The 21171-nt window shown below is 68.9% G+C and carries 15 protein-coding genes; 10 read left to right on the forward strand and 5 right to left on the reverse strand.

Annotated elements, in window-relative coordinates; all coding sequences use genetic code 11:
* The first annotated feature begins 105 nt into the window (after positions 1–105).
* The 5 genes from MEU52_RS10355 (at position 106) to MEU52_RS10375 (ending at position 7988) form a co-directional block, all read left to right on the forward strand.
* Positions 106–1875, forward strand: a complete 1770-nt coding sequence (locus MEU52_RS10355; protein WP_238121200.1) for a potassium/proton antiporter — start codon at positions 106–108, stop codon at positions 1873–1875.
* A gap of 95 nt (positions 1876–1970) precedes the next feature.
* Positions 1971–2261, forward strand: coding sequence for a hypothetical protein (locus MEU52_RS10360; RefSeq protein WP_238121201.1), 291 nt, complete (start codon positions 1971–1973; stop codon positions 2259–2261).
* 92 nt (positions 2262–2353) lie between these two features.
* A complete protein-coding gene (locus MEU52_RS10365; RefSeq protein ID WP_443266581.1) occupies positions 2354–3535 on the forward strand; it encodes an aminotransferase in 1182 nt (393 codons plus the stop codon).
* A 162-nt stretch (positions 3536–3697) separates the two neighbouring features.
* Positions 3698–4846: an efflux RND transporter periplasmic adaptor subunit gene (locus MEU52_RS10370; protein ID WP_238125015.1), complete on the forward strand. Its 1149-nt coding sequence runs from the start codon at positions 3698–3700 to the stop codon at positions 4844–4846.
* Positions 4847–4850: 4 nt separating this feature from the next.
* Entirely contained in the window at positions 4851–7988 is a 3138-nt protein-coding gene (locus tag MEU52_RS10375) for an efflux RND transporter permease subunit (RefSeq protein ID WP_238121203.1), read from the forward strand.
* Positions 7989–8016: 28 nt separating this feature from the next.
* Here MEU52_RS10375 and ppk2 read toward each other — a convergent pair whose 3' ends face one another.
* Both ppk2 and MEU52_RS10385 read right to left on the reverse strand, forming a co-directional pair.
* Positions 8017–8847, reverse strand: coding sequence for a polyphosphate kinase 2 (gene ppk2, locus MEU52_RS10380; RefSeq protein WP_238121204.1), 831 nt, complete (start codon positions 8845–8847; stop codon positions 8017–8019).
* 88 nt (positions 8848–8935) lie between these two features.
* The gene (locus MEU52_RS10385) at positions 8936–9421 is read right to left on the reverse strand and encodes a hypothetical protein (RefSeq protein WP_238121423.1); all 486 of its coding nucleotides are present in this window, start codon (positions 9419–9421) and stop codon (positions 8936–8938) included.
* A 502-nt stretch (positions 9422–9923) separates the two neighbouring features.
* Here MEU52_RS10385 and MEU52_RS10390 point away from each other — a divergent pair.
* Positions 9924–10328, forward strand: a complete 405-nt coding sequence (locus tag MEU52_RS10390; protein ID WP_238121205.1) for a hypothetical protein — start codon at positions 9924–9926, stop codon at positions 10326–10328.
* Positions 10329–10593: 265 nt separating this feature from the next.
* Positions 10594–11451 carry a MipA/OmpV family protein gene (locus tag MEU52_RS10395; RefSeq protein WP_238121206.1) on the forward strand — a complete coding sequence of 286 codons (858 nt, stop codon included), beginning with the start codon at positions 10594–10596 and terminating at the stop codon, positions 11449–11451.
* A gap of 168 nt (positions 11452–11619) precedes the next feature.
* On the opposite strand, the gene MEU52_RS10400 is transcribed toward MEU52_RS10395, so the two are convergent.
* Together MEU52_RS10400 and MEU52_RS10405 are read right to left on the reverse strand one after the other, a co-directional pair.
* Complete coding sequence (locus tag MEU52_RS10400) at positions 11620–11970, reverse strand: hypothetical protein (protein ID WP_238121207.1); 351 nt, start codon at positions 11968–11970, stop codon at positions 11620–11622.
* The gene (locus tag MEU52_RS10405) at positions 11967–12812 is read right to left on the reverse strand and encodes an AAA family ATPase (protein WP_238121208.1); all 846 of its coding nucleotides are present in this window, start codon (positions 12810–12812) and stop codon (positions 11967–11969) included. The genes MEU52_RS10400 and MEU52_RS10405 overlap by 4 nt, the downstream gene beginning before the upstream one ends.
* Positions 12813–13136: 324 nt before the next feature.
* Here MEU52_RS10405 and dksA point away from each other — a divergent pair, with 324 nt between their 5' ends.
* On the forward strand, positions 13137–13553 hold the full coding sequence (gene dksA, locus MEU52_RS10410) for an RNA polymerase-binding protein DksA (protein WP_238121209.1): 417 nt from the start codon (positions 13137–13139) through the stop codon (positions 13551–13553).
* 111 nt (positions 13554–13664) lie between these two features.
* Here the strand turns inward: dksA and MEU52_RS10415 are convergent, their stop codons facing one another.
* A complete protein-coding gene (locus MEU52_RS10415; RefSeq protein WP_238121210.1) occupies positions 13665–16061 on the reverse strand; it encodes a flagellar biosynthetic protein FliO in 2397 nt (798 codons plus the stop codon).
* 226 nt (positions 16062–16287) lie between these two features.
* On the opposite strand from MEU52_RS10415, the gene MEU52_RS10420 reads away from it, so the two are divergent.
* A complete protein-coding gene (locus MEU52_RS10420) occupies positions 16288–18873 on the forward strand; it encodes a response regulator (RefSeq protein ID WP_238121211.1) in 2586 nt (861 codons plus the stop codon).
* A gap of 139 nt (positions 18874–19012) precedes the next feature.
* Positions 19013–21100, forward strand: a complete 2088-nt coding sequence (locus MEU52_RS21810; RefSeq protein WP_273546157.1) for a DUF3300 domain-containing protein — start codon at positions 19013–19015, stop codon at positions 21098–21100.
* Positions 21101–21171 lie beyond the last annotated feature (71 nt).

Consider the following 21171-nt stretch of genomic DNA (forward strand, 5'->3'; position numbering starts at 1 on the left):
GCTTACGCGCTGATGCGATGTCGCGCTACTGTCGGCGTGCAATGCGCCGGGCCCACCGCTCGGGGATGGAGACACGGTCGAGCGTGACGAGGCTTGGGCGAGAGCATGGGTGCAGTGGTCATCTCCAATGTGGTTCTGCTGGTGGTTGCAGCGCTGCTGGTTGCCGGGACCCTGTCGAGCCTGCTGGCCGCCCGCTTCGGCGCTCCGATTCTGCTGCTGTTCCTGCTCATCGGCGTGCTGGCCGGTGAGAACGGTCCGGGCGGCATCCATTTCAACGATTATTGGGCCACCTACATGGTGGGGTCGGCGGCGCTGGCGCTGATCCTGTTCGATGGCGGGCTACGCATGCGCATCGGCGCCATGCGCGGGGCGGTGACGCCGGCACTGCTGCTCGCCACCATCGGCGTGGTGCTCACGGCGGCCCTGGTGGCCCTGGTGGCGGTGCCGCTGCTCAATCTGTCGCTGCTGGAAGGCTTCCTGGTCGGGGCGGTGGTGGCCTCCACCGATGCCGCCGCCGTGTTCTTCCTCATGCATGCCCAGGGGCTGCATCTCGGCCGGCGGGTCGGCTCGGTGATCGAGCTCGAATCCGCCACCAACGATCCGGCGGCGGTGTTCCTCACCGTGCTGCTGGTGGAACTGATCACCAGCGATCTCTCCCACCCCGGGCTGGCGGTGGTGCTGGGGGTGTTTCGCGAGCTGGTGGTGGGCGGCGTGCTCGGCGTGGTGGGCGGGGTGCTGCTCGCCTGGCTCATCAACCGGGTGGATCTGCCCGGCGGGCTGCATCCGGTGCTGGTGGTGGCGGTGGCGGTGCTGCTGTTCGCGGTCACGGCGCTGGCGCACGGCTCCGGCTTCCTGGCGGTCTTCGTGGCGGGCCTGGTGATGGGCAACCGGCCGGTGCGCGCCATCGCGCCCATCACCGGCTTTCTCAATGCCGTGACCTGGATGTGCCAGATCGTCATGTTCGTGATGCTGGGCCTCCTCGTCTCGCCCCAGACGTTGCTGGATTATGCGATCCCGGCGCTGGGCGTCGCGGTGTTCCTGATCCTGGTGGGGCGCCCGCTGGCGGTGTTCCTGTGCCTGGCGCCGTTCCGTTTCTCCAACGCGGAAAAGGCCTTCATCTCCTGGGCCGGATTGCGCGGGGCGGTCTCCATCTTCCTCGCCACCATTCCCATGCTGGCGGGCCTTGCCCATGCGGAGGTCTATTTCAACATCGCCTTCACGGTGGTGCTGGTCTCGCTGATCCTGCATGGCCTCACCATGGTGCCGGCGGCACGGCGCTTCGGCGTCGCGTTGTCCGATCCGCTGCCGGCGGTGCGGCGGTTCGAGATCGACCTGCCGGGGCAGATGGAGGTGGAGCTGGTGGGCTATCCGGTCACCGCCGGCACGCCGGCCACCGGCAGCGGCCTGCCGGAATGGGCGCGGCTGGTGATGGTGGTGCGCGCCGGCCAGACCCTGACACCGGAAGCCGCCGGGCCGCTCGAGCCGGGGGACTACGGCTATATCCTGGCGCCGCCGCAGAAGGTGCATGGGCTCGATCGCCTGTTCCGGCCCAAGGAAACCCTGGTGCTCGATGACGTGGCCGCCTTTCCGTTCGTGGGCGAGGTGCGGCTCGGCGATCTCGCCGGGCTCTATGGACTGCCGGTGCCGCAGCAGGAGTGGGCGCTCACCATCGCCGACGCGTTCGCCGATCGCGCCAGCGATCGCGTCGCGCCGGGCATGCGCATCGCCTACGGCCGGGCGGTGATCGAGGTGCGCGATGTGGACGATGGCCGCGTCACCTGGGCGGTGCTGCGGCTCGAAGGGGGTCGCCTGCGGCGCGGCCTGCATGTGCTGCGCCGGCTGTTCGGTGAGAGCGCGCCGCTGGATGAGGACTGACGAGGCGCCTTTTTCCCGCCGCGAGGGCACGGCATGGCTGGCGCCGTGCCGGCCTCCGCGTGGCGGGTCGGGCGACCGGGAGAGCAGGGAAGGCCATGCGATTGTTCATGCGGCGCCGCGATGGCGCGGACGGCAACCGGGACGCCGCCCGGGCGCTGGCGGACCTGGTGCGCCAGGCGCTCGAGCTGGAGGAGGAGGCCACGGTTTCGGTGTCCGAGATCTCCTGTGGCGATCCGGCCTGCGGCGGCGCTGAAACGGTGGTGCTGGTGATGCGGCCCGGGCGGCGCACCGAGGCCGCCAAGGTGCTGATGCCCATGGCGCAGGTGACGCAGGAGGCGCTGCTCGCCGCCCTGAAGCCGCTTTCGGTGCCGGGTCGGCGCGGTTAGCGCCGCTCCGCCCTTTTGTTGCCGCCACGAAGGGGCTAAAGGGCTGGCAGCCGCTCCGTCAGGGGGCGCCGTTTCCGCAGATAGATGCCGCCATGACCTCCTTTCTCGCCGCGCGTCCGCTGAACCCCATCTATTCGGCGCTGCCCACCACCATTTTCGAGGTGATGTCCCAACTCGCCCGCACCCATGAGGCGGTGAACCTGGGGCAGGGCTTTCCGGACGACCCCGGGCCGCTGGACGTGCGCCAGAAGGCGGCCGATGCGGTGGTGAACGGCTGGAACCAGTATCCGCCGATGATGGGGCTGCCCGAGCTGCGCCAGGCCGCCGCCGCCCATTTCCAACGCTGGCAGGGGCTCTCGCTCGATCCCGAGACCGAGGTGATGGTGACTTCGGGGGCCACCGAGGCCCTGGCCGGCGCGCTGCTCGCGCTGATCGAGCCCGGTGACGAGGTGGTTCTGTTCCAGCCGCTTTATGATGCCTATCTGCCGCTGGTGCAGCGGGCCGGCGGCATTGCCAGGCTGGTGCGCCTGGAGCCGCCCCACTGGACCATCACCGAGGAGAAGCTGGCGGCCGCCTTCTCCGATCGCACCAAGCTGGTGCTGCTCAACAATCCGCAGAACCCCACCGGCGTGGTGCACAGCCGCGAGGAGCTGCAGCGGGTGGCGGATTTCTGTCAGCGCTTCGGTGCCTATGCGGTGTGCGACGAAGTGTGGGAGCACGTCATCTTCGACGGGCGGGTGTTCGAGAGCATGATGGCCCTGCCGGGCATGCGTGAGCGCACCGTGAAGATTTCTTCCGCCGGCAAGATCTTCGGCATGACCGGCTGGAAGGTGGGGCTGGTGTTGGCCGCGCCGCCGCTGATGAAGGTGTTGTCCAAGGCCCACCAGTTCCTCACCTTCACCACGCCGCCGAACCTGCAGGCCGCGGTGGCCTATGGGCTCGGCAAGGAAGACGCCTATTTCACCACTATGCGGGCGGGCCTGCAGCGCTCGCGCGACCGGCTGGCGGATGGCCTCGCGGGCCTCGGCTTCCGGGTGCTGCCCTCGGCCGGCACCTATTTCCTCAACATCGACCTCTCGGCCCATTCCAATACGCCCGACGACGAGTCCTTCTGTCTCGATCTGGTGAAGACCCACGGCGTCGCCACCATCCCGGTTTCCGCTTTCTATGCGGATGACGCGGTGCGCTCCGTGGTGCGGTTCTGCTTTGCCAAGACCGACGCCACCATCGATCGCGCGCTGGAGCGCCTTGCCCGCGTGCGGCTGGCGGCCTGAGGCGCCTGGCGGCTCTCTCGCGGTTCAGGCGATCACGGAAACGTCAACGCGCCGCGTTCGCCGTGTATTCGACTTCAATTCTGTCCAAACCTTAATTGGACCCGGTGCAGAGAGTGTCGTTGCATCGCAGCGATTGCGACAGGCGGCGGGATCGAGGGTGGCATGACGAGCGAAGGGCGTAGGCGCGGGCGCGTGGTTCTGGCCGTGGTGACCCTGGCGGTCGCCGGCGGTGGCGCCTGGCTCTGGCAGGATAAGCCGTGGTTGGCGAAGGCCCCGACCGAGTCGGCCGCCGGCCGGCCGCGCGAGGTGGCGGTGCTGGTGGGCGCCGCCACGCGCAAGCCCATGCCGGTGCGGGTGGAGGCCCTCGGCACGGTCGAGGCCATGGTGACGGTGCCGGTGCGCTCGCGGGTCGCCGCCGAGGTGGAGAAGGTCGCCTTTGCCGATGGCGCCACCGTCGCCGCCGGGGACCTGCTGTTCGAGCTGGATTCCCGGGTGATCGACGCGCAGATCCGGCAGGCCGAGGCCACCCTGGCCAAGGATCGGGTGCAATTGGAGAAGGCGCGCCGCGACGTGGAGCGCTATTCAGGGCTGGTGACCCGCGCGGCCATCTCCCAGGTGCAGCTGGACGACGCCAAGACCACCGCCGATGTGCAGCAGGCGACGGTGGACCAGGACGAGGCCAACCTGCAGTCCCTCAAGGTGCAGCGGGGCTATTACGAGATCCGCTCGCCGGTCACCGGGCGCATCGGCGTGGCGGCAGCGCGGGCCGGCACGGTGATCCGCGTCGACGACACCCTGGCCACGGTGCGCCAGCTCAAGCCCATCTATGTCGCCTTCGGCCTGCCGGAACGCTACATCAACGATCTGCGCACGGCGCAGAATGCCCAGGTGGCCATCACCCTGCAGGGGTCGGGCGAGACCATCGGCGGGGGCCGGGTGGCGGTGATCGACAATACGGTGGATCCGCAGACCGGCACCCTCACCGCCCGGGCGGTGTTTGCCAATGCCGATGAGCGCCTGTGGCCCGGCACCCTCGGCGCCGTCACGGTAACCCTGCGCACCGAGCCGGACGTGGTGGTGGTGCCATCGGAGGCGGTGCAATCGGGCCAGAGCGGCCCCTTCGTGTTCGTGGTGGAAGATGGCGCCGCGCGGGTGCGCCCGGTGGTCGTGGCGCGCACGGTGGATGGCGAAAGCGTGATTGCCAAGGGCCTGGAGGGCACCGAAACGGTGGTGATCGACGGGCAATTGTCCCTGCGGGAGGGCAGCCGGGTGCGCGTGAAGCGGCCGGCGACGCCCGTGGCCGGGAGCTGACGCCATGTTCGCCGAACTGTGCATCCGCCGGCCGGTGATGACCACGCTGATGATGGTGGCGCTGGTGGTGGCGGGGCTGTTCGCCTATCGCCAGCTGCCGGTGGCGGCGCTGCCGCGGGTGGATTTTCCCACCATCACCATTTCCGCGTCCCTGCCCGGAGCCAGCCCCGAGACCATGGCGACGGCGGTGGCGACCCCCATCGAGCGGCAGCTCGCCACCATCGCCGGCATCACCTCGCTTACCTCGTCCAGCACCCAGGGCGCCACCTCCATCACCGTCCAGTTCGATCTCAACCGCAGCATCGACGACGCGGCGCTGGACGTGCAGTCCGCCCTCTCGGTGGCCCAGCGCCAGCTGCCGGACGAGATGACGACGCCGCCGAGCTTCCGTAAGGTCAACCCAGCCGACGCGCCGGTGCTGCTGCTGGCGGTCTCCTCCGCCACGCTGCCCCTTTCGGCGGTGAATGAATATGCCGATACGCTGATCGGCCAGCAGATCTCGCAATTGCCCGGCGTGGCCCAGGTGCAGATCTACGGGGCGCAGAAATATGCGGTGCGGATCCGGGTGGATCCGGCGGCCGCGGCGGCGCGCAACATTTCCGCCGCCGATATCCAGAGCGCGGTGCAGGCGGCGGCCTCCAACACGCCCATCGGTGTGCTGTCCGGGCCGAAGCAGACCTTCACCATCGACATGGGCACGGCCAGCGCCAGCGCCGACCACTTCCGGCGCCTGGTGGTGGCCTGGCGCAACGGCGCGCCCGTGCGCCTCGACGAGATCGCCCGCGTCAGCGACGGGGTGGAGAACGAGCGCGTGGCGAGCTGGTTCAACGATGATCGCTCCATCATCGTCGCCATCGTCCGCCAGCCCGATGCCAATACGGTGGCAGTGGTGGACGAGGTGAAGGCGCGTCTGCCCGCGTTCCGCGCCCAGCTGCCGGCGTCCGTCGACATCAACGTGCTGATGGATCGCTCGGTGTCCATCCGCGAGGCGGTGGCCGACGTGCAGAAGACGCTGTTCGAGGCCATCGTCCTGGTGGTTCTGGTGATCTTCCTGTTCCTGCGCAACGTGCGCGCCACCATCGTGCCGTCACTGGCGCTGCCCTTGTCGATCATCGCCACCTTCGCGGCCATGTGGGTGTTCGGCTATTCCATCAACAACATGACGCTGCTGGCGCTCACCTTGTGCGTCGGCTTCGTGGTGGATGACGCCATCGTGGTGCTGGAGAACATCTACCGGCACGTGGAAGAGGGCATGACGCCGTTCCGCGCCGCTATTCTCGGCGCGCGGGAAATCGGCTTCACCATCATTTCCATGACCCTGTCGCTGGTGGCGGTGTTCATCCCGGTGCTGTTCATGGGTGGCGTGGTGGGGCGCATCTTCCGCGAGTTCGCGGTGACCATTTCGGTGGCGATCCTGGTGTCGGGCTTCGTCTCCCTCACCCTCACCCCCATGCTCTGCGCCCGGGTGCTCAAGGCGCCCGACCATGGCCGCCGGCCGAACCTGTTCTTCCGCATCACCGAGCGCATGTTCGAGGCCTGGCTCGCGGCCTATCGCATCAGCCTCGACGCCGTGCTGCGGCACCGTTTCCGGATGCTGATGGTGACGTTCGCCACGGTGGGCCTGTCGGCCTATCTCTATGTGGTCATCCCCAAGGGCTTCTTCCCGCAGGAGGACAACGGCTTCATCACCGGCACCGTGGAAACCGCCACCGACACCTCGTTCGACGCCATGGTGGAGCATCAAAAGCAGGTGGCGGCGGCGGTGCGGCAGGATCCCAACGTGGCCTATCTGGTCTCCACCGCCGGCGCCACCGGCAACAGCCGCACCGGCAATACCGGACGGCTGTTCATCTCCCTCAAGCCGCGCGCCGAGCGCACGGCGTCCGCCAACGGCGTGATCCAGGACCTGCGGCGGCGGGTGGCGCAGGTGCCGGGGGTGAAGGTGTTCTTCCAGCCGGTGCAGAACATCAACGTGGGCGGCGTCGCCTCCAAAAGTCAGTTCCAGTACACCTTGCAGAGTTCCGACACCAAGGCGCTCTATGCCGGCGCCGAGCAGATGGAGCAGGCCATCGCCAAGCTGCCCGGCCTGCGGGACGTGACCAGCGATCTTGAGATCTCCAATCCGCAGCTGACCATCGACCTCGACAAGGACAAGGCGGCGGCCCTGGGCATTACCGAGCAGATGCTGCGGGATGCGCTCTACACCCAGTTCGGCACCCGGCAGGTGGCCACCCTTTACACCCCCACCAACCAGTATGCGGTGATCGCCGAGGTGCAGCCGCGCTTCCAGCGCGATGCCGCCGATCTCAGCCGGGTCTATCTGCGCACCGCGTCGGGCGCGGTGGTGCCGTTGGAGACGGTGGCTGACATCCGCCGCACAGTGGGTCCGCTCTCGGTCGCCCACCAGCAGCAGCAGCCGGCGGTGACCATCTCCTTCAACCTAGCGCCGGGCACCTCCCTGGGGCAGGCGGTGGAGGAGATCAGCCAGGCGGAGCGCAGCGTGGGCCTGCCGGCCTCCATCATTACCGGCTTCAAGGGCACCGCGCAGGTGTTCCAGGATGCGCTGGGCAATCAGGTGCTGCTGATCCTGGCCGCGGTGCTGGTGATCTACATGGTGCTGGGGGTGCTCTATGAGAGCTTTATCCACCCGCTGACCATCCTCTCCGGCCTGCCGTCCGCCGGCATCGGCGCGCTGGTGACGCTGATGGTGGCCGGCATGGAATTGTCGGTGATCGCCATCATCGGCATCATCATGCTGGTGGGCATCGTGAAGAAGAACGCCATCATGATGATCGACGTAGCCCTGGTGCGCCGCCGCGCCGGCGCCAGCGCCCATGACGCCATCCGCGAGGCGGCGCTGCTGCGGTTTCGGCCGATCATGATGACCACCCTTGCCGCCATCTTCGGTGTGCTGCCCATCGCTTTGGGCGCGGGGGCGGGATCGGAGCTGCGCCAGCCGCTGGGCGTGGCGGTGGTGGGCGGCCTGCTGGTGTCGCAGCTGCTTACCCTGTTCATCACCCCGGTGGTCTATCTCTATCTCGACAAGCTCGACACCCGCGTGCACCACGCCATTTCCGGCCGGCACGAGGCGAGCGAGACGCCACCCCTGCAGCCGCCACAACCCCGCGCCGCGGCCGAATAGGCCGCCCGCCCGCCCGGTCGCTGCGCAGCTAGAAGCGCTCGGGCACCCGGTGGCGGATGGCGGGGCTTGCCTGCGCATCATGGATGACGCCGCGCTCGGGCAGCCTGATCGTCTCCCGCGGCACTGCCTGATAGGGCACCTGGGACAAGAGATGGGAGATGATGTTGAGGCGGGTGCGCTTCTTGTCGTCGGAAAAGGCCACGTACCAGGGGGCCCAGGGCGTATCGGTCGCGGCCAGCATCTCGTCGCGGGCGCGGGAATACTCATCCCAGCGCGAATAGGATTCGATATCCATGGGCGAGAGCTTCCACACCTTGCGCGGATCGTCGATGCGCGATTCCATGCGCCGGGTCTGCTCGGCTGGAGAGACTTCCAGCCAGTATTTCAGCAGGATGATGCCGGATTCCACCATGGCCCGCTCCACCAGCGGGGCGCCGGTAAGGAACTTGCGGGCCTGCTCCTCGCTACAGAATCCCATCACCCGCTCAACACCGGCGCGATTGTACCAGGAGCGATCGAAGATGACGATTTCGCCCGCCGCCGGCAGGTGCGGCACGTAGCGCTGGATGAACATCTGGGATTTTTCCCGCTCGGTGGGCGGGGGCAGGGCCACCACGCGGAACACCCGCGGGCTCACCCGTTCCATGATGGCCTTGATGACGCCACCCTTGCCGGCCCCGTCACGGCCCTCGAAGAGGATGCAGATCTTGGCCCCGGTCTGCTTGGCCCAGATCTGCAGCTTGACCAGCTCGGCATGGAGCGCCTTGAGCTCGCCTTCATAGGCCTTGCGCTTCAGCGGCTCCGGATGGCCCGCTTGCGGATGATCGGCCTGCTCCGGATGCTTCGCGTCGTGACCCATGATGTCCCCCCCTGGGCGCCCGCCGCGGCGCCGGTGGCGCGGCGGGCTTGTGGTGGTGCGGGCGCCGGTCCGGGGCCCGGAGACAGGCTCAGGCCCAGCTGAGGAAGAAGCCCACGTCGCCGGGCATGCCGCCGGGCCAATCGACGATCATGGCCTTGAGCTTGTAGTGGTTGGGGCGCAGATAGTCGCGCCACAGCTCGAACGCCTGGCGCGGCCGGCCGGTGAGCGTCTCGGGCCACCCGTCCTCGGCATTGTTGATGGCGCGCCCCTTGTCCGTGCACAGGGTGTTGGGAAACCGCAGGACCATGATCTCGGTCTCGCCGCGCTGGGCGGCCAGCCGCATCTTGGTGATCAGATTCTGGGCGATGGCGTGGATGAGGTCCGGGGTCAGGTCCACCGGCGTCGCGAGCTTCTTCACCAGCTCCTCGCGGGCCTTGTCCTCCTTGTCCATGGCGGCGAGCTCTTTGTTGAGCTTGTTCTGCTCGAGCTCCAGCATGTATGCGCGCAGATCATCCGCGGACATGAAGGTTTCATCGGCCAGGGTGCTGTGGGGAGCCTGGGCTTGATCGGTCATCGTCTTGGCCTTTCGCGCACGGTGATCGGTATCGGCACGACCGACAGGATCACGGACGAAGGCTGCGGTGAAATCAATAGAGCGTCCATGACCTGCGCCAATTTGCGCACCGAAAAACGACATCAGGTCTTCCGCTGCTGAAGCAACAGGTGATGCTTTGTGAGTGGAGGTATCCATCTCTTGGCTAGAGGTGGATTTTTGTTCGGGTGCACTCTGGTGTGGCACTGCCACGATCCAGGTGCGGGAGCGGGTGAATATTGAGAGGCGCATGGAGGTGGCGATGTCCCGTTCATTGCGATGAAAAGGATAGGTGTCGTCTTCCAAAGACGGGAAGGGGGCGCGGGCGGCCATCGCGTCCATTTTGGCGGTCATTCCGGCACCAAGCGGCCTGTGATGTGCCGGTTGGAACTGCTCCAATGGGACCCGCCTCGATTGGAACGCCAAGCATCCGATGGTACCGTCACGCGCTTATGATCCACAATTCGAGCGGGAGATGTCGCGCGTGAAACCCATTGCTTTCGCCGCCCTCGCCCTGGTCGCCTTTTCGGCGACGGGCTGCGTGACTGCGGTTCAGGACAAGGAAAACATGCTGTCGGCGGCGGGTTTCAGCGTGCGTGTGGCGGACACGCCGCAGAAGGCCGCGTCACTCCGGAAGCTGCCGCCGCACAAGTTCGTGGTTCAGAACAAGGGCGGGCAGCCGCTTTACCTCTATGCGGACCCCACCGTGTGCGGCTGCCTCTATTATGGGACGCAGGAAAACTTCCAGAAGTACCAGCAGATGGCCTTTGCGCAGAACCTCGCCAACGAGCAGCAGATGACGGCCATGATGAACCAGCAGATGGCCTTCGATTACGGCCCCTGGGGGCCCGGGCCATGGGGCCCGGCGGGCTATTGGGGCCCCATGTGACGCCAGCTGCGTGAAGCGCGCGGCTTGACGAACGGGTCCGAGGCGGCGGCTGGCGCGCGCAGCCGCCTCGGCCGCCCGCCAAGGGCTTTGGATGCGTGTCTTTTTTGCCACCACAAGGGGCTTTGTTCGCCGCTAAATAGGGGGCGGATTCCGGTTTGTCCGGCGGGGCCGTTGCGCCCGTGCGTTGGACGAGGTTCGGCACCGCGCAAGCGCGCTGCATACAGGCGAGAGCTGCGCACGAGATCGGGAAGGCAAGAGGTCTGCCATGTTGTGGTGCCGGGACGCGATGCTGTCGGTGGGGGTGGCGGGTCTCATGCTGGCGGCGGCCGCGGGAGGTCCTGCAGCCGCGGCTGATCTTTACGCTTCGAGCGCTGCCCCGGCGGCGAAGCCCTCGGCCGAGGATTGGTATCTGACCATCGGTGTCTCCGGCCGGGTGGAGCCCGATTATCCCGGCGCGGACGATTACGCCTTTCGGCCGGGCGCCATCTTCTCCATCTCCAAGGCCAGCGGGCTCAATGTGTTCCGCAGTGTCGACGACAATCCCTCGGTGGCGCTGCTGGATACCGGCAGCTTCCGGGTGGGCGCCGTCGGGCGGCTGGACTGGGGTCGCGACGAGGATTCCTCCGATCGCCTGACCGGTCTCGGCGATGTGGACATGTCGATCGAAGCCGGTGGCTTCGCCGAATGGTATCCCTTCCAGTGGCTGCGCCTGCGCGGTGAACTGCGCTACGGCATGGGCGGGTTCGACGGCGTGACCGGCGATCTCGCGGCCGACCTCATCTACACCATGGATCGCTGGCGGTTCGCGGTGGGGCCGCGCCTGTCCTACGCGGGCAGCGGCTACATGGGCACCTATTTCGGCATCACGCCGCTGCAGTCGCTTTCGGCGACCCTGCAGGGTAATCCGCTGCCGGTGTTCAATGCCGGCGCCGGGTTCGATGCGGTGGCCGCCACCGCCCAGGTGACCTACAATTTCCGCAACGGCTTCGAGGCGGGGGTCTACGGCACCTATGGCTATCTGCTGGGGGACGCGGCCGCTTCGCCCCTGACCAGCGACGAAAGCCAGTTCAAGGCGGGCGTCTCGCTGAGCTACACGTTCAACATGGGCAAGTCTTGGTGGTGACAGCTTGGTGGTGACAGCTTGGTGGTGACAGCTTGGTGGTGACAGCTTGGTGGTGACGCCCAGCTGGTGAAGTCCTGGTGCTGATCATCGGCCCGTGCGGGTGCTGAGGTTGGGCAGCCGGCCCCGTGGGAGCGCGTGCCGCGCTCCAGGCGCGGCCCATCTCCTCTTTCACTGATCGGCGCGTCCTGTCGCCTTCTCCTCGCGCCGTTGCTCGGCCCGCCGCGCCAGATCATAGCCCAGAACCACGGCGCCGCCCGCCGCGGCGGCCGCAGCGCCGCCTGCGGCTGTGGTTTCGTCCTGCGGCGTGGTGTCATCCTGCGCGGGCGTGGGGTGGCGCTCGCCGCCTTCGACGTCGTCACGCCCCACATCATCGATCGCGGACCGGGCGGCTGCCTGTGGCCGCGCCGCATGGGGGGAAGAGCCATCGCCGCGGCTGCGGCGATGGAGCAGGGCCCAGAACAGAGCGAGGGGCACCAGCGCCGCCAGCAGGGCGACGACGCTGGCGGCATCCACAATCAACGCTGCTCGCGCCGCGCGAGAAAGGCCAGCCGCTCGAACAGATGGACATCCTGCTCATTCTTGAGCAGCGCGCCATGCAGCGGCGGAATGGTCTTGCGCACGTCCTTTTCGCGCAGGGTGTCCGCCTCCACGTCCTCGGCAAGCAGCAGCTTCAGCCAGTCGATGAGCTCGGAGGTGGAGGGCTTCTTCTTGAGGCCCGGCACCTCCCGCAGGTCGTAGAACAGCCGTAGCGCCTCCGAGACGAGGCGCTGTTTGATGCCGGGGAAATGCACCTCGACGATGGCGCGCATGGTCTCGGCATCGGGAAAGCGGATGTAGTGGAAGAAGCAGCGGCGCAGGAAGGCGTCCGGCAGCTCCTTCTCGTTGTTGGAGGTGATGATCACCACCGGGCGCTGGTGCGCCTTCACCTGCTCGCCGGTCTCGTAGACGTGGAACTCCATGCGGTCGAGTTCCTGCAGCAGGTCGTTGGGAAATTCGATGTCGGCCTTGTCCACCTCGTCGATCAGCAGTACCGGGCGCTGAGGCGCAGTGAAGGCCGTCCACAACTTTCCCTTGCGAATATAATTGGCAATGTCGTGCACCTTGGGGTCGCCGAGCTGGCTGTCGCGCAGTCGGGCGACGGCGTCATACTCATAGAGTCCCTGCTGCGCCTTGGTGGTGGACTTCACATGCCACTCGATCAGGGGCGCGCCGAGGGCGGCGGCCACCTCCTGCGCGAGAACGGTCTTGCCGGTGCCGGGCTCGCCCTTCACCAGCAGGGGGCGCTCAAGCACGATGGCGGCGTTGACGGCGACCTTGAGGTCATCGGTGGCGACATAACTCTCGGTACCCTCGAAGCGCATCGGCGCGAATCCCCGTTTCTTCCCCGCGGCAGGGGCAGGAGCGCACCGCACCGCATCACCGGCAGGGTCGGCAGTCGCCGGCCGCCCGTCAAGTCCCGACCCCCGCAGACGGTGCACGCGCTGCGGCAGGGGGGAGTTGTCGTGGGGCGGCGGCGCCGATATAAGCGCGGCGACCTTGGAGCGTGTGTCCGTCTTGCGGGGCCCCCGCGCGGCCGCCACTCCAGTTCGTCGACGGTGCAGGCTCCGCTCTCGCTATCGCCAACGGCCGGCCTGGCGTTCCCCTGCACCGCGGGGATCAACGACGCGTTATGAGGGACACGGCTGATGTCGATCCAACTCGACGAGGACTATCGGCCCCACGATGACGAGCCTTTCATGAACGACAGGCAGCGGGAGTATTTCCGCCTGAAGCTGTTGCGCTGGAAGGACGACATCCTGCGGGAAGCGCGTGAAACCCTGCAGCACCTTCAAGATGAGAACCAGAACCATCCGGACCTTGCGGACCGGGCCTCATCGGAAACCGACCGCTCGATCGAATTGCGGGCGCGCGATCGCCAGCGCAAGCTGATCGCGAAGATCGACGCCGCGCTGCAGCGGATCGAGGACGGAAGCTACGGCTATTGCGAGGACACCGGCGAGCCCATCTCCCTGAAGCGGCTCGAAGCTCGGCCCATCGCGACCCTGTCGCTGGAGGCTCAGGAGCGGCACGAACGCCGGGAACGGGTCTATCGCGACGACTGAGCAGGAAAACCGTGGCCCGCCCGCCGTCGGGGCAGTCGGTGGGCCGCTCATCCCGCAGCAAAAAAAAAGGGCCGGCGCCTTTCGGTGCCGGCCCTTTTCACATTCTGTGGTCTAGCGCTCCCGCGGCGGGGTGCGGCCCAGCAGGCTTGCCATCTCCGCATCGAAATCGTCGAGGAAATCCGGCTCCTCGGCGGAGGCTTTCGGCTCCGGCGTCACCACGGGGGGCGCCGAGAGGGCCGCGGGCGTGGCCCGCCGCGCGGTAAACAAGGGTTCGCGCGCCGGCCGCACGGGCGTGGGTTCGCGCATTGGGTCGACCGGTGCATAGCCGCGGGCCGGCCGCTCGGGCGGGGTCAGTTCGCCGGCCGCGCGGGAGAAGCGCGGCAGCTCGCGCGGACGGCTCTCGCCAACTGGGGCGGGCTGAGCGCTGGTGCCCTCCGGAGCCGGCGCGGTGTGCCCGGTCTCCTCGGTGCCGGGCAGGCGCGGGCGGCGTCCGAACAAACCGGCGCGCGGTCGCTCGGGTGGCGCGGCCACCGGCTCGCGGGGCGTCCCGAAGAGCCGGCGCTGCGGCTCGCTGGTCTGCTGGCGCTCCTGACGGGCGGCGCTGGCGACGCTCCCCTCGATATCTTCCAGCAGGTCGGAGAGGGACAGATGCAATTTGTCCTCGGCCGGGCGGCTGTCGATGGGGCGGGCCAAGGCGGCGTCGAGCCGCTGCGCCATCTCCTTGAGGCGGGGTTCCACCGCAGGTGCCGTACGCGGGGTCTCCGGCGTCTCCAGCCGCGCCGCGGGCCGCAGGGTGGGACGCGGGTCCTGGGCGGGGGCCCGGGGCGTCACCTCCGCATCGCGGAGGGCCGCCTCCATGTCCATGACGATCTGGTCCTGCAAGGCCCGCTCCGCCGCCACCTTCTCAGCGGCCGCCTTCTCGGCAGCGGCCTTCTCAGCGGCCGCCTTCTCAGCAGCGGCCTTCTCAGCAGCCGCCTTCTCAGCAGCCGCCTTCTCAGCAGAGGCCTTCTCAGCAGCGGCCTTCTCAGCAGCGGCCTTCTCAGCAGCGGCCTTTTCAGCAGCAGCCTTCTCTGCAGTGGCCTTGTCGGCGGCCGCCTTTTCAGCAGCCGCCTTCTCAGCAGCCGCCTTCTCAGCAGCCGCCTTCTCAGCAGCAGCCTTCTCTGCTGCGGCCTTCTCTGCTGCGGCCTTCTCAGCAGCGGCCTTCTCAGCAGCCGCCTTCTCAGCAGCCGCCTTCTCAGCAGAGGCCTTCTCAGCAGCGGCCTTCTCAGCAGCGGCCTTCTCAGCAGCGGCCTTCTCAGCAGCGGCCTTCTCAGCAGCGGCCTTCTCAGCAGCGGCCTTCTCAGCGGCGGCCTTCTCAGCGGCGGCCTTTTCAGCAGCGGCCTTCTCAGCGGCGGCCTTTTCAGCAGCGGCCTTCTCAGCGGCGGCCTTCTCAGCGGCGGCCTTTTCAGCAGCGGCCTTCTCAGCGGCGGCCTTCTCAGCGGCGGCCTTTTCAGCAGCGGCCTTCTCAGCGGCGGCCTTTTCAGCAGCGGCCTTTTCAGCAGCGGCCTTCTCAGCGACAACTTTCTCAGCAGCAGCCTTCTCCGCAGCGACGCCGTCGTCGGCAGCTTCGGCCGCGATGGCGTCTTCCGCCTCCTGCGCCAGCTGTTCAGCACGTCGGTTGATCTTGCGGATCTGCGCCTCGGTGGCTTCGCGCTCCTTGCCCGAAAGGTTCGGCAAGGTCTTCGTCAGGCTGGCGGCGCGGTCATGGTGGCGCTTGAGATTGACCAGAATGGCGGCGGCGGCCCCGCGCGGCGACGCAGCTGCCGCCGGCGCCTCGGCGACAGCCGGTTTTTCGGGCACCGGTTTCTCAGTGGCGGCGATGGCCGGAGCGGCGACCTGTGGGGCTGCGCCATGGCCGGCGCGCATCTCGCGGGCGTGCGCCTCGCGGCGGGCCGGGCCCGTCTCGTCCGCGGCGGGCGCCGCCAGGGCGGGCTCGCGCGGGAGAACCGGGCGCCGATGGCGGTCGGTGTCGATGGTGTCGTCCAGGGGCAGGGCGACCGCGGCGGCGACGGCGGCAGTCAAAGCATCCGCGTGGGCGGCGGGCAGGGCGGGGGCTTCCGCCCGCAGCGGCAAGCTGGCGCCCACGTCCGGAGCTGCGACAGCCGGGGTCGCCGCAGCAGCGGATCGGCCCTGCCGCTCCATGGGCAGCGCCGGCCGCAGTCCGGAGGTGTCAACATACCCGCCCGTGATATTTGGCTCCACCACGACGTCGTTGGTTCCGCCGGTCAGCAGCAGGTGTTCCACATCGTCGCGCCGCACCAGAACCAGGCGCCGGCGCGGATCGATGGAGATGGCATCGACGACGGCGAGGCGGGGCCCGGCGCGACCGCGTCCCGTCATCCGGCCGGAGCCACCGCCCAGCCTGCGGATGACGAGAATGGTGGCACCGAGCAGCACGGCGATAACGACCACCGAGATCGCGAGCCGTACCCAAAAATCCAGCTCAGCGCCGAACAACTGCTGTAACATCACGCCTCCGTCGCGCAGCCTACGGGAACTTGGAGTCATAGCGAACGGATGACTCTGCGTCTCTACGATAGACGCCATCACCTAAGGTTTTGTTGATAATCATGGCAGGATTTGAGTCGACCGCGACTCCTCTTCTAATGAGAGGGCGCCGCGAGCGGCGATGCGCAACCGGGAAAGGTAGGCGATGAGCAGGACAAATGCGGCTGTGAGCAGGTCCAGATCTGCCATGCTGGGAACCGGTGCGCGGGCACAGATGCTGCGAACCGCAGGGCTCGGCGTACTGGCGCTGGCGGGCGGCTTTCTGGCAACGCTTCTGTTCTCCCAGGCGACGGGATCGTTCGTCTCCGGCCTCATCGGCGGCTTTGCCGTGTTCGGGGCGTTCTGGGCGGTTTCCATGGTGTGGAAGGCCTGGCAGGGGGAGGCGGAGCCGCAGGATAGCCTTGGCCCGGCGGTGATGGCCGCCTCCAAGGACGCGCTGGTCGTGGTGGAGGATGGTGAGCGGGTGGTGGCCACCAATGCCGCCTACCTCACCATGTGCCGCAGCGAGAACGGGGAGGCGCCCACGCCGGAGCGCTTCCTGGGCCGGGTGCCGGGCATTCATGCCGCTTTGTCGGAGCTGCTCAACGCGGTGGCCGAAGGCCGGAGCTTCCAGCGGCTCATCGATACGGATTCTGGCACGGGCGGCCGGCAGGTGGAAATCTCCGTGGCGCCCCTGGAGACGCCGCGACGGGTGTTGTGGACGCTGCGCCTGATCTCTGCGCCGGTGGCGCCGGTGGTCGCCGAGCCGGTGGTTGCCCCAGACGGTGCGGCGCCCACGGCGACAGTCGGCGGTCTGGATCTCAAGAGCGCGGCGGCGCTGCTGGAAGCCTGGGAGCGGGCACCGGCCGGTGTGGCGCGCTTCGCGGGCGAGAGTGTCGCCCTCGCCAATGTCACGTTCTGCCGGCTCTTGGGCTATCCTCTCGCCGATTGGCCGCAGGAAGGCATGCCGCTGGCCGAGGTGGTGGCCCCCGGGCATCTCGCCCGCGTGCGCGGCGCGGTGGGCGCCGGTCGCGGTGCGGCCTGTCTTGAGGTGGAACTGACGCGCAAGGATGGGCGCCCGGTGCCGGTGCTGCTGTGCCTCGGCGCCAGCGACGGGGCGGGCGAGGCCACCGGCGTGGTGCTGCCGCGCGCGGCTCTGCCGGCCCCGGCTGCTGCGCCGCAGCCGGCACCGGAGGTGAAGGTGGAGGCGCCCGCGCGGCCGGTCGCGCCCGTCGCGCCGCCGGTTGCGGCCCCGGTTATGGCGCCCGCGGCAGGCGCTGCCGAAGCGGGCGAGATGGACCGATTCTTCCTGCGGGCGCCGCTGGCGTTGGCGGTGGTGGATGCGCAGGGGCGGCTGCGCACCGCCAATGCCGCCTTCACGCGACTGTTCGGCTGCGATGCGGCCACCGCTATCGGGCGGCCGCTCACCGCCCTGGTTTCGGAGCGCGATGCCACGGCGCTGGCCGGCTTCCTCAGTGAGGCGGGGCGCGGTGCTGCGCCGTCCCTTCCCTGCGATGTGACGGCGGCGGGCACCGGCGGGCGCGCCGCGCGCCTGTTCGGCGCGCCCCTCGGGGTGGCGGACGGCGCGCTGGCGCTGTGCGCCCTCGACACCACCGAGCAGAAGGCGCTGGAAGTGCAGTTCGCCCAGTCGCAGCGGCTGCAGGCCGTGGGGCATCTGGCCGGCGGGGTGGCGCACGACTTCAACAATGTGCTCACCGCCATCATCGGCTATTGCGATCTGCTGCTCGCCAAGCATCGACCGAGCGACCCGTCCTTCCCCGACATCATGCAGATCAAGCAGAACGCCAACCGGGCGGCGGCGCTGGTGCGCCAGCTGCTGGCGTTCTCCCGGCGGCAGACGCTCCGCCCTCAGGTGATCGAGCTGACGGACGTGATCTCCGACGTGTCGGAACTGTTGCGGCGCCTCATCGGCGAGCGCATCACCCTGGAGGTGCAGCACGCGCGGGACCTGTGGCCGGTGAAGGTGGATGTGAACCAGTTCGAGCAGGTGATCGTGAACCTGGTGGTGAACGCCCGCGACGCCATGCCCGATGGCGGAACCCTGACCCTGCGGACCCTCAACGTGCCCACTGCCGCCTGTGGCGCCTATGGCGAAGGCTCGCTCACCCCTTCCGATTATGTGCTGGTGGAGGTGGAGGATACGGGCAGCGGCATTCCCAGCGAGATCATCGACAAGATCTTCGAGCCGTTCTTCTCCACCAAGGAGGTGGGCAAGGGCACGGGGCTGGGGCTCTCCACGGTCTACGGCATCGTCCAGCAAACCGGCGGCACCATCCTCGCCGCCAGCGAGCACGGCAAGGGCAGCGTGTTCCGCGTGTTCCTGCCCCGCTATGTGCCCAGCGCCGAGGAAGAGGCGCCGCGTCCGGCGGAACCGGAGGTCAAGGTGGGGGATTCCACCGGCCAGGGCCGCATCCTGCTGGTGGAGGACGAGGATGCCGTCCGCGCCTTTGCCAGCCGCGCCTTGTCTGCGCGTGGCTATGAAGTGAGCACTGCCGCCAGCGGTGTCGAGGCGCTGGAGGTGATGGCCCGCGGCGGTCCCAAGATCGACCTGGTGATCTCCGACGTGGTGATGCCGGAAATGGATGGCCCCAGCCTCCTCAAGGAGCTGCGGGCGCGCGATCCAGCCATGAAGGTCATCTTCATCTCCGGCTACGCCGAGGAGGCGTTCGCCCGCAACCTGCCGCCCTCGGAGCACTTCGCTTTCCTGCCGAAGCCGTTCTCGCTCAAGCAGCTGGTGGCGGCGGTCAACAGCGCGCTGCGCGGGACGGAGTAGGGCGGTATCCCAGGAATATTCTGGGTTTGAACACCGATGCACGCCGGCGCTGGAACGTGCCGGCGTGCATTTTTTGTGTCGGCAACCGTGCCGCTTCCCTCTAGTCTTCTAGCACTTGCGAAGTTGAGGGAGGGCGGCGATGCAGCTGAGCAGGAACCTTGGTTCACGGGGCGGATGGTCGCGCCTGGCTATGGCGGCGGTGTTCGGCTGGTCGAGCGCCATCCTGCCGGCACAGGCGCAACCCGCGGGCGCACCAGCCGCCGGCACATCCACCCTCGATGCCGGCGCACCTCCGCTGCCCGGCGCCCCGTCTCCGGACCCGTCGGTGGTCGCTCCCGGGCTGTCCGCGCCGGCCATGCCGGCCCCCGATGCGGCGCCCGAGGTGGCGGTGGACCCATCGGCACCGCGCTACACGCTGGAGCAACTTCAGCAGCTGCTGGGTCCTTATGCGCTCTATCCCGATACGCTACTGGCACAGCTTCTACCGGCCACGGTCTATCCGCTGGAGCTGGTGCAGCTCGAGCGCTGGCTGGCGGCCCATCGCGCCGAAACGCAAAAGGGCGATTTCTCCGGTGTCGATGCGCTGAACTGGGATCCGGCGGTCAAGAGCATGGCCCGTTTCCCGGGCGTGGTGACGAAGCTCAATGAGACGATCGATGGCACTGCGGCCATCGGCTATGCCTTCACCGTGCAGCCGGAGCAGGTGGCTGAGGCCATCCAGCTGCTGCGGGCCCAGGCGGAAGCGGCGGGTGCGCTGAAGACGACGCCGCAGCAGGTGGTGACCACCCGTACCGATGATGGCGTGCGAACCGTCTACATCACGCCGGCCGAACCCGAAGTGGTCTATGTGCCGGATTATGATCCGACCACGATCTATACAGCGGCGGGCGTGGGCCTGCTGGGCTTCGGCGCCGGCATTCTGGTGGGCAATGCCTGGAACAATGCCTGGAACTGGCGCCGCGGCTGGGTCTATCCGCCGGTCTGGCCCGGCTACCCGGGCTGGCGGCCCCCACCGCCGCGCCCCGGCCCATGGCCCGGCCCCGGCCCCCGGCCGGGCCCATGGCCTGGTCCTGGTCCTGGCCCAGGTCCCTGGCCGGGCGGTGGTCCGCGCCCAGGGCCATGGGTCGGTCCCGGCCCGGGTGGTCCCGCACAACCTTGGCGCCCGCGTCCCGGCGGGCCGGGCATGGTTCCGGGCCGTCCGGGCTTCGGTCCCGGCGCCCCCGGCTTTGGTCCGGGTCGTCCCGGTGCGCCGGGGATGGTGCCCGGCCGTCCGGGCTTTGGTCCCGGCGCCCCCGGCTTTGGTCCGGGTCGTCCCGGCGCGCCTGGGATGGTCCCCGGTCGCCCGGGCGTTGGCCCCGGTGCTCCTGGCTTTGGCCCGGGTCGTCCCGGCACGCCGGGGGTGGTGCCCGGTCGCCCGGGCGTCGGCCCCGGTGCTCCTGGCTTTGGCCCGGGTCGTCCGGGCGCGCCTGGGATGGTGCCCGGTCGCCCTGGCGTTGGCCCCGGTGCTCCTGGCTTTGGCCCGGGTCGTCCCGGCGCGCCGGGGGTGGTGCCCGGTCGCCCCGGTGTCGGTCCCGGTGCTCCTGGCTTTGGCCCGGGTCGTCCCGGCGCGCCGGGGATGGTGCCCGGTCGCCCCGGTGTCGGTCCCGGTGCTCCCGGCTTTGGTCCGGGTCGTCCCGGCACACCGGGGGTGGTTCCTGGCCGCCCGGGCGTCGGCCCCGGTGCCCCTGGATTCACCCCTGGTCGTCCCGGCAGCCCGGGCATGGCGCCGGGCCGTCCAGGTGGCGGGGCCGCCGGGCCCGGGTCCATGCGGCCGGCGGTCGGTCCGCAGGGGCGTCCAACGCCAGCCATGGGGCAGCAGCCGCGCAACGCACCCGCCGTGCGCCAGCAGTCGCGGAACGCTCCAGGGGTGCGGCAGCAACCGCGCAATGCTCCGGCCATGCGGCAACAGCCGCGGAACGCCCCAGGGGTGCGGCAGCAACCACGCAATGCTCCGGCCATGCGGCAGCAGCCGCGGAACGCGCCGGCCATGCGGCAGCAGCCGCGGAACGCGCCGGCCATGCGGCAGCAGCCGCGGAATGCCCCAGCCATGCGGCCGCAGCCGCGGAATGCCCCAGCGATGCGGCAGCAGCCCGGACCGCGACCCGGCGCCAACATGGGGAACCGGCCGGCCAACCGGCCGGCGCCAGCAGCCCGCCGGCCGCCGCCGCGGGGTGATCTTCGCCGGTGAGGACGGCTCCGCCGCGCGGTTGCCCTAACGGACGGCTGCGGGCGACCGCCGGAGATCGCGGCGAATCTCAC

The sequence above is a fragment of the Xanthobacter sp. NM-25 genome (assembly GCF_022138605.1).
In the GTDB taxonomy this organism is placed as follows: Bacteria; Pseudomonadota; Alphaproteobacteria; order Rhizobiales; family Xanthobacteraceae; genus Xanthobacter.

Bases quoted from the DNA above. Each gene is read 5' to 3' on its own strand.
- MEU52_RS10365 (WP_443266581.1), top strand. From the start codon at position 2,354: ATGACCTCCTTTCTCGCCGCGCGTCCGCTGAACCCCATCTATTCGGCG.
- MEU52_RS10375 (WP_238121203.1), top strand. From the start codon at position 4,851: ATGTTCGCCGAACTGTGCATCCGCCGGCCGGTGATGACCACGCTGATG.
- MEU52_RS21810 (WP_273546157.1), top strand. From the start codon at position 19,013: ATGCAGCTGAGCAGGAACCTTGGTTCACGGGGCGGATGGTCGCGCCTG.
- ppk2 (WP_238121204.1), bottom strand. From the start codon at position 8,847: ATGGGTCACGACGCGAAGCATCCGGAGCAGGCCGATCATCCGCAAGCG.
- dksA (WP_238121209.1), top strand. From the start codon at position 13,137: ATGTCGATCCAACTCGACGAGGACTATCGGCCCCACGATGACGAGCCT.
- MEU52_RS10385 (WP_238121423.1), bottom strand. From the start codon at position 9,421: ATGACCGATCAAGCCCAGGCTCCCCACAGCACCCTGGCCGATGAAACC.
- MEU52_RS10355 (WP_238121200.1), top strand. From the start codon at position 106: ATGGGTGCAGTGGTCATCTCCAATGTGGTTCTGCTGGTGGTTGCAGCG.
- MEU52_RS10370 (WP_238125015.1), top strand. From the start codon at position 3,698: ATGACGAGCGAAGGGCGTAGGCGCGGGCGCGTGGTTCTGGCCGTGGTG.
- MEU52_RS10405 (WP_238121208.1), bottom strand. From the start codon at position 12,812: ATGCGCTTCGAGGGTACCGAGAGTTATGTCGCCACCGATGACCTCAAG.
- MEU52_RS10420 (WP_238121211.1), top strand. From the start codon at position 16,288: ATGCTGGGAACCGGTGCGCGGGCACAGATGCTGCGAACCGCAGGGCTC.
- MEU52_RS10395 (WP_238121206.1), top strand. From the start codon at position 10,594: ATGTTGTGGTGCCGGGACGCGATGCTGTCGGTGGGGGTGGCGGGTCTC.
- MEU52_RS10415 (WP_238121210.1), bottom strand. From the start codon at position 16,061: ATGTTACAGCAGTTGTTCGGCGCTGAGCTGGATTTTTGGGTACGGCTC.
- MEU52_RS10360 (WP_238121201.1), top strand. From the start codon at position 1,971: ATGCGATTGTTCATGCGGCGCCGCGATGGCGCGGACGGCAACCGGGAC.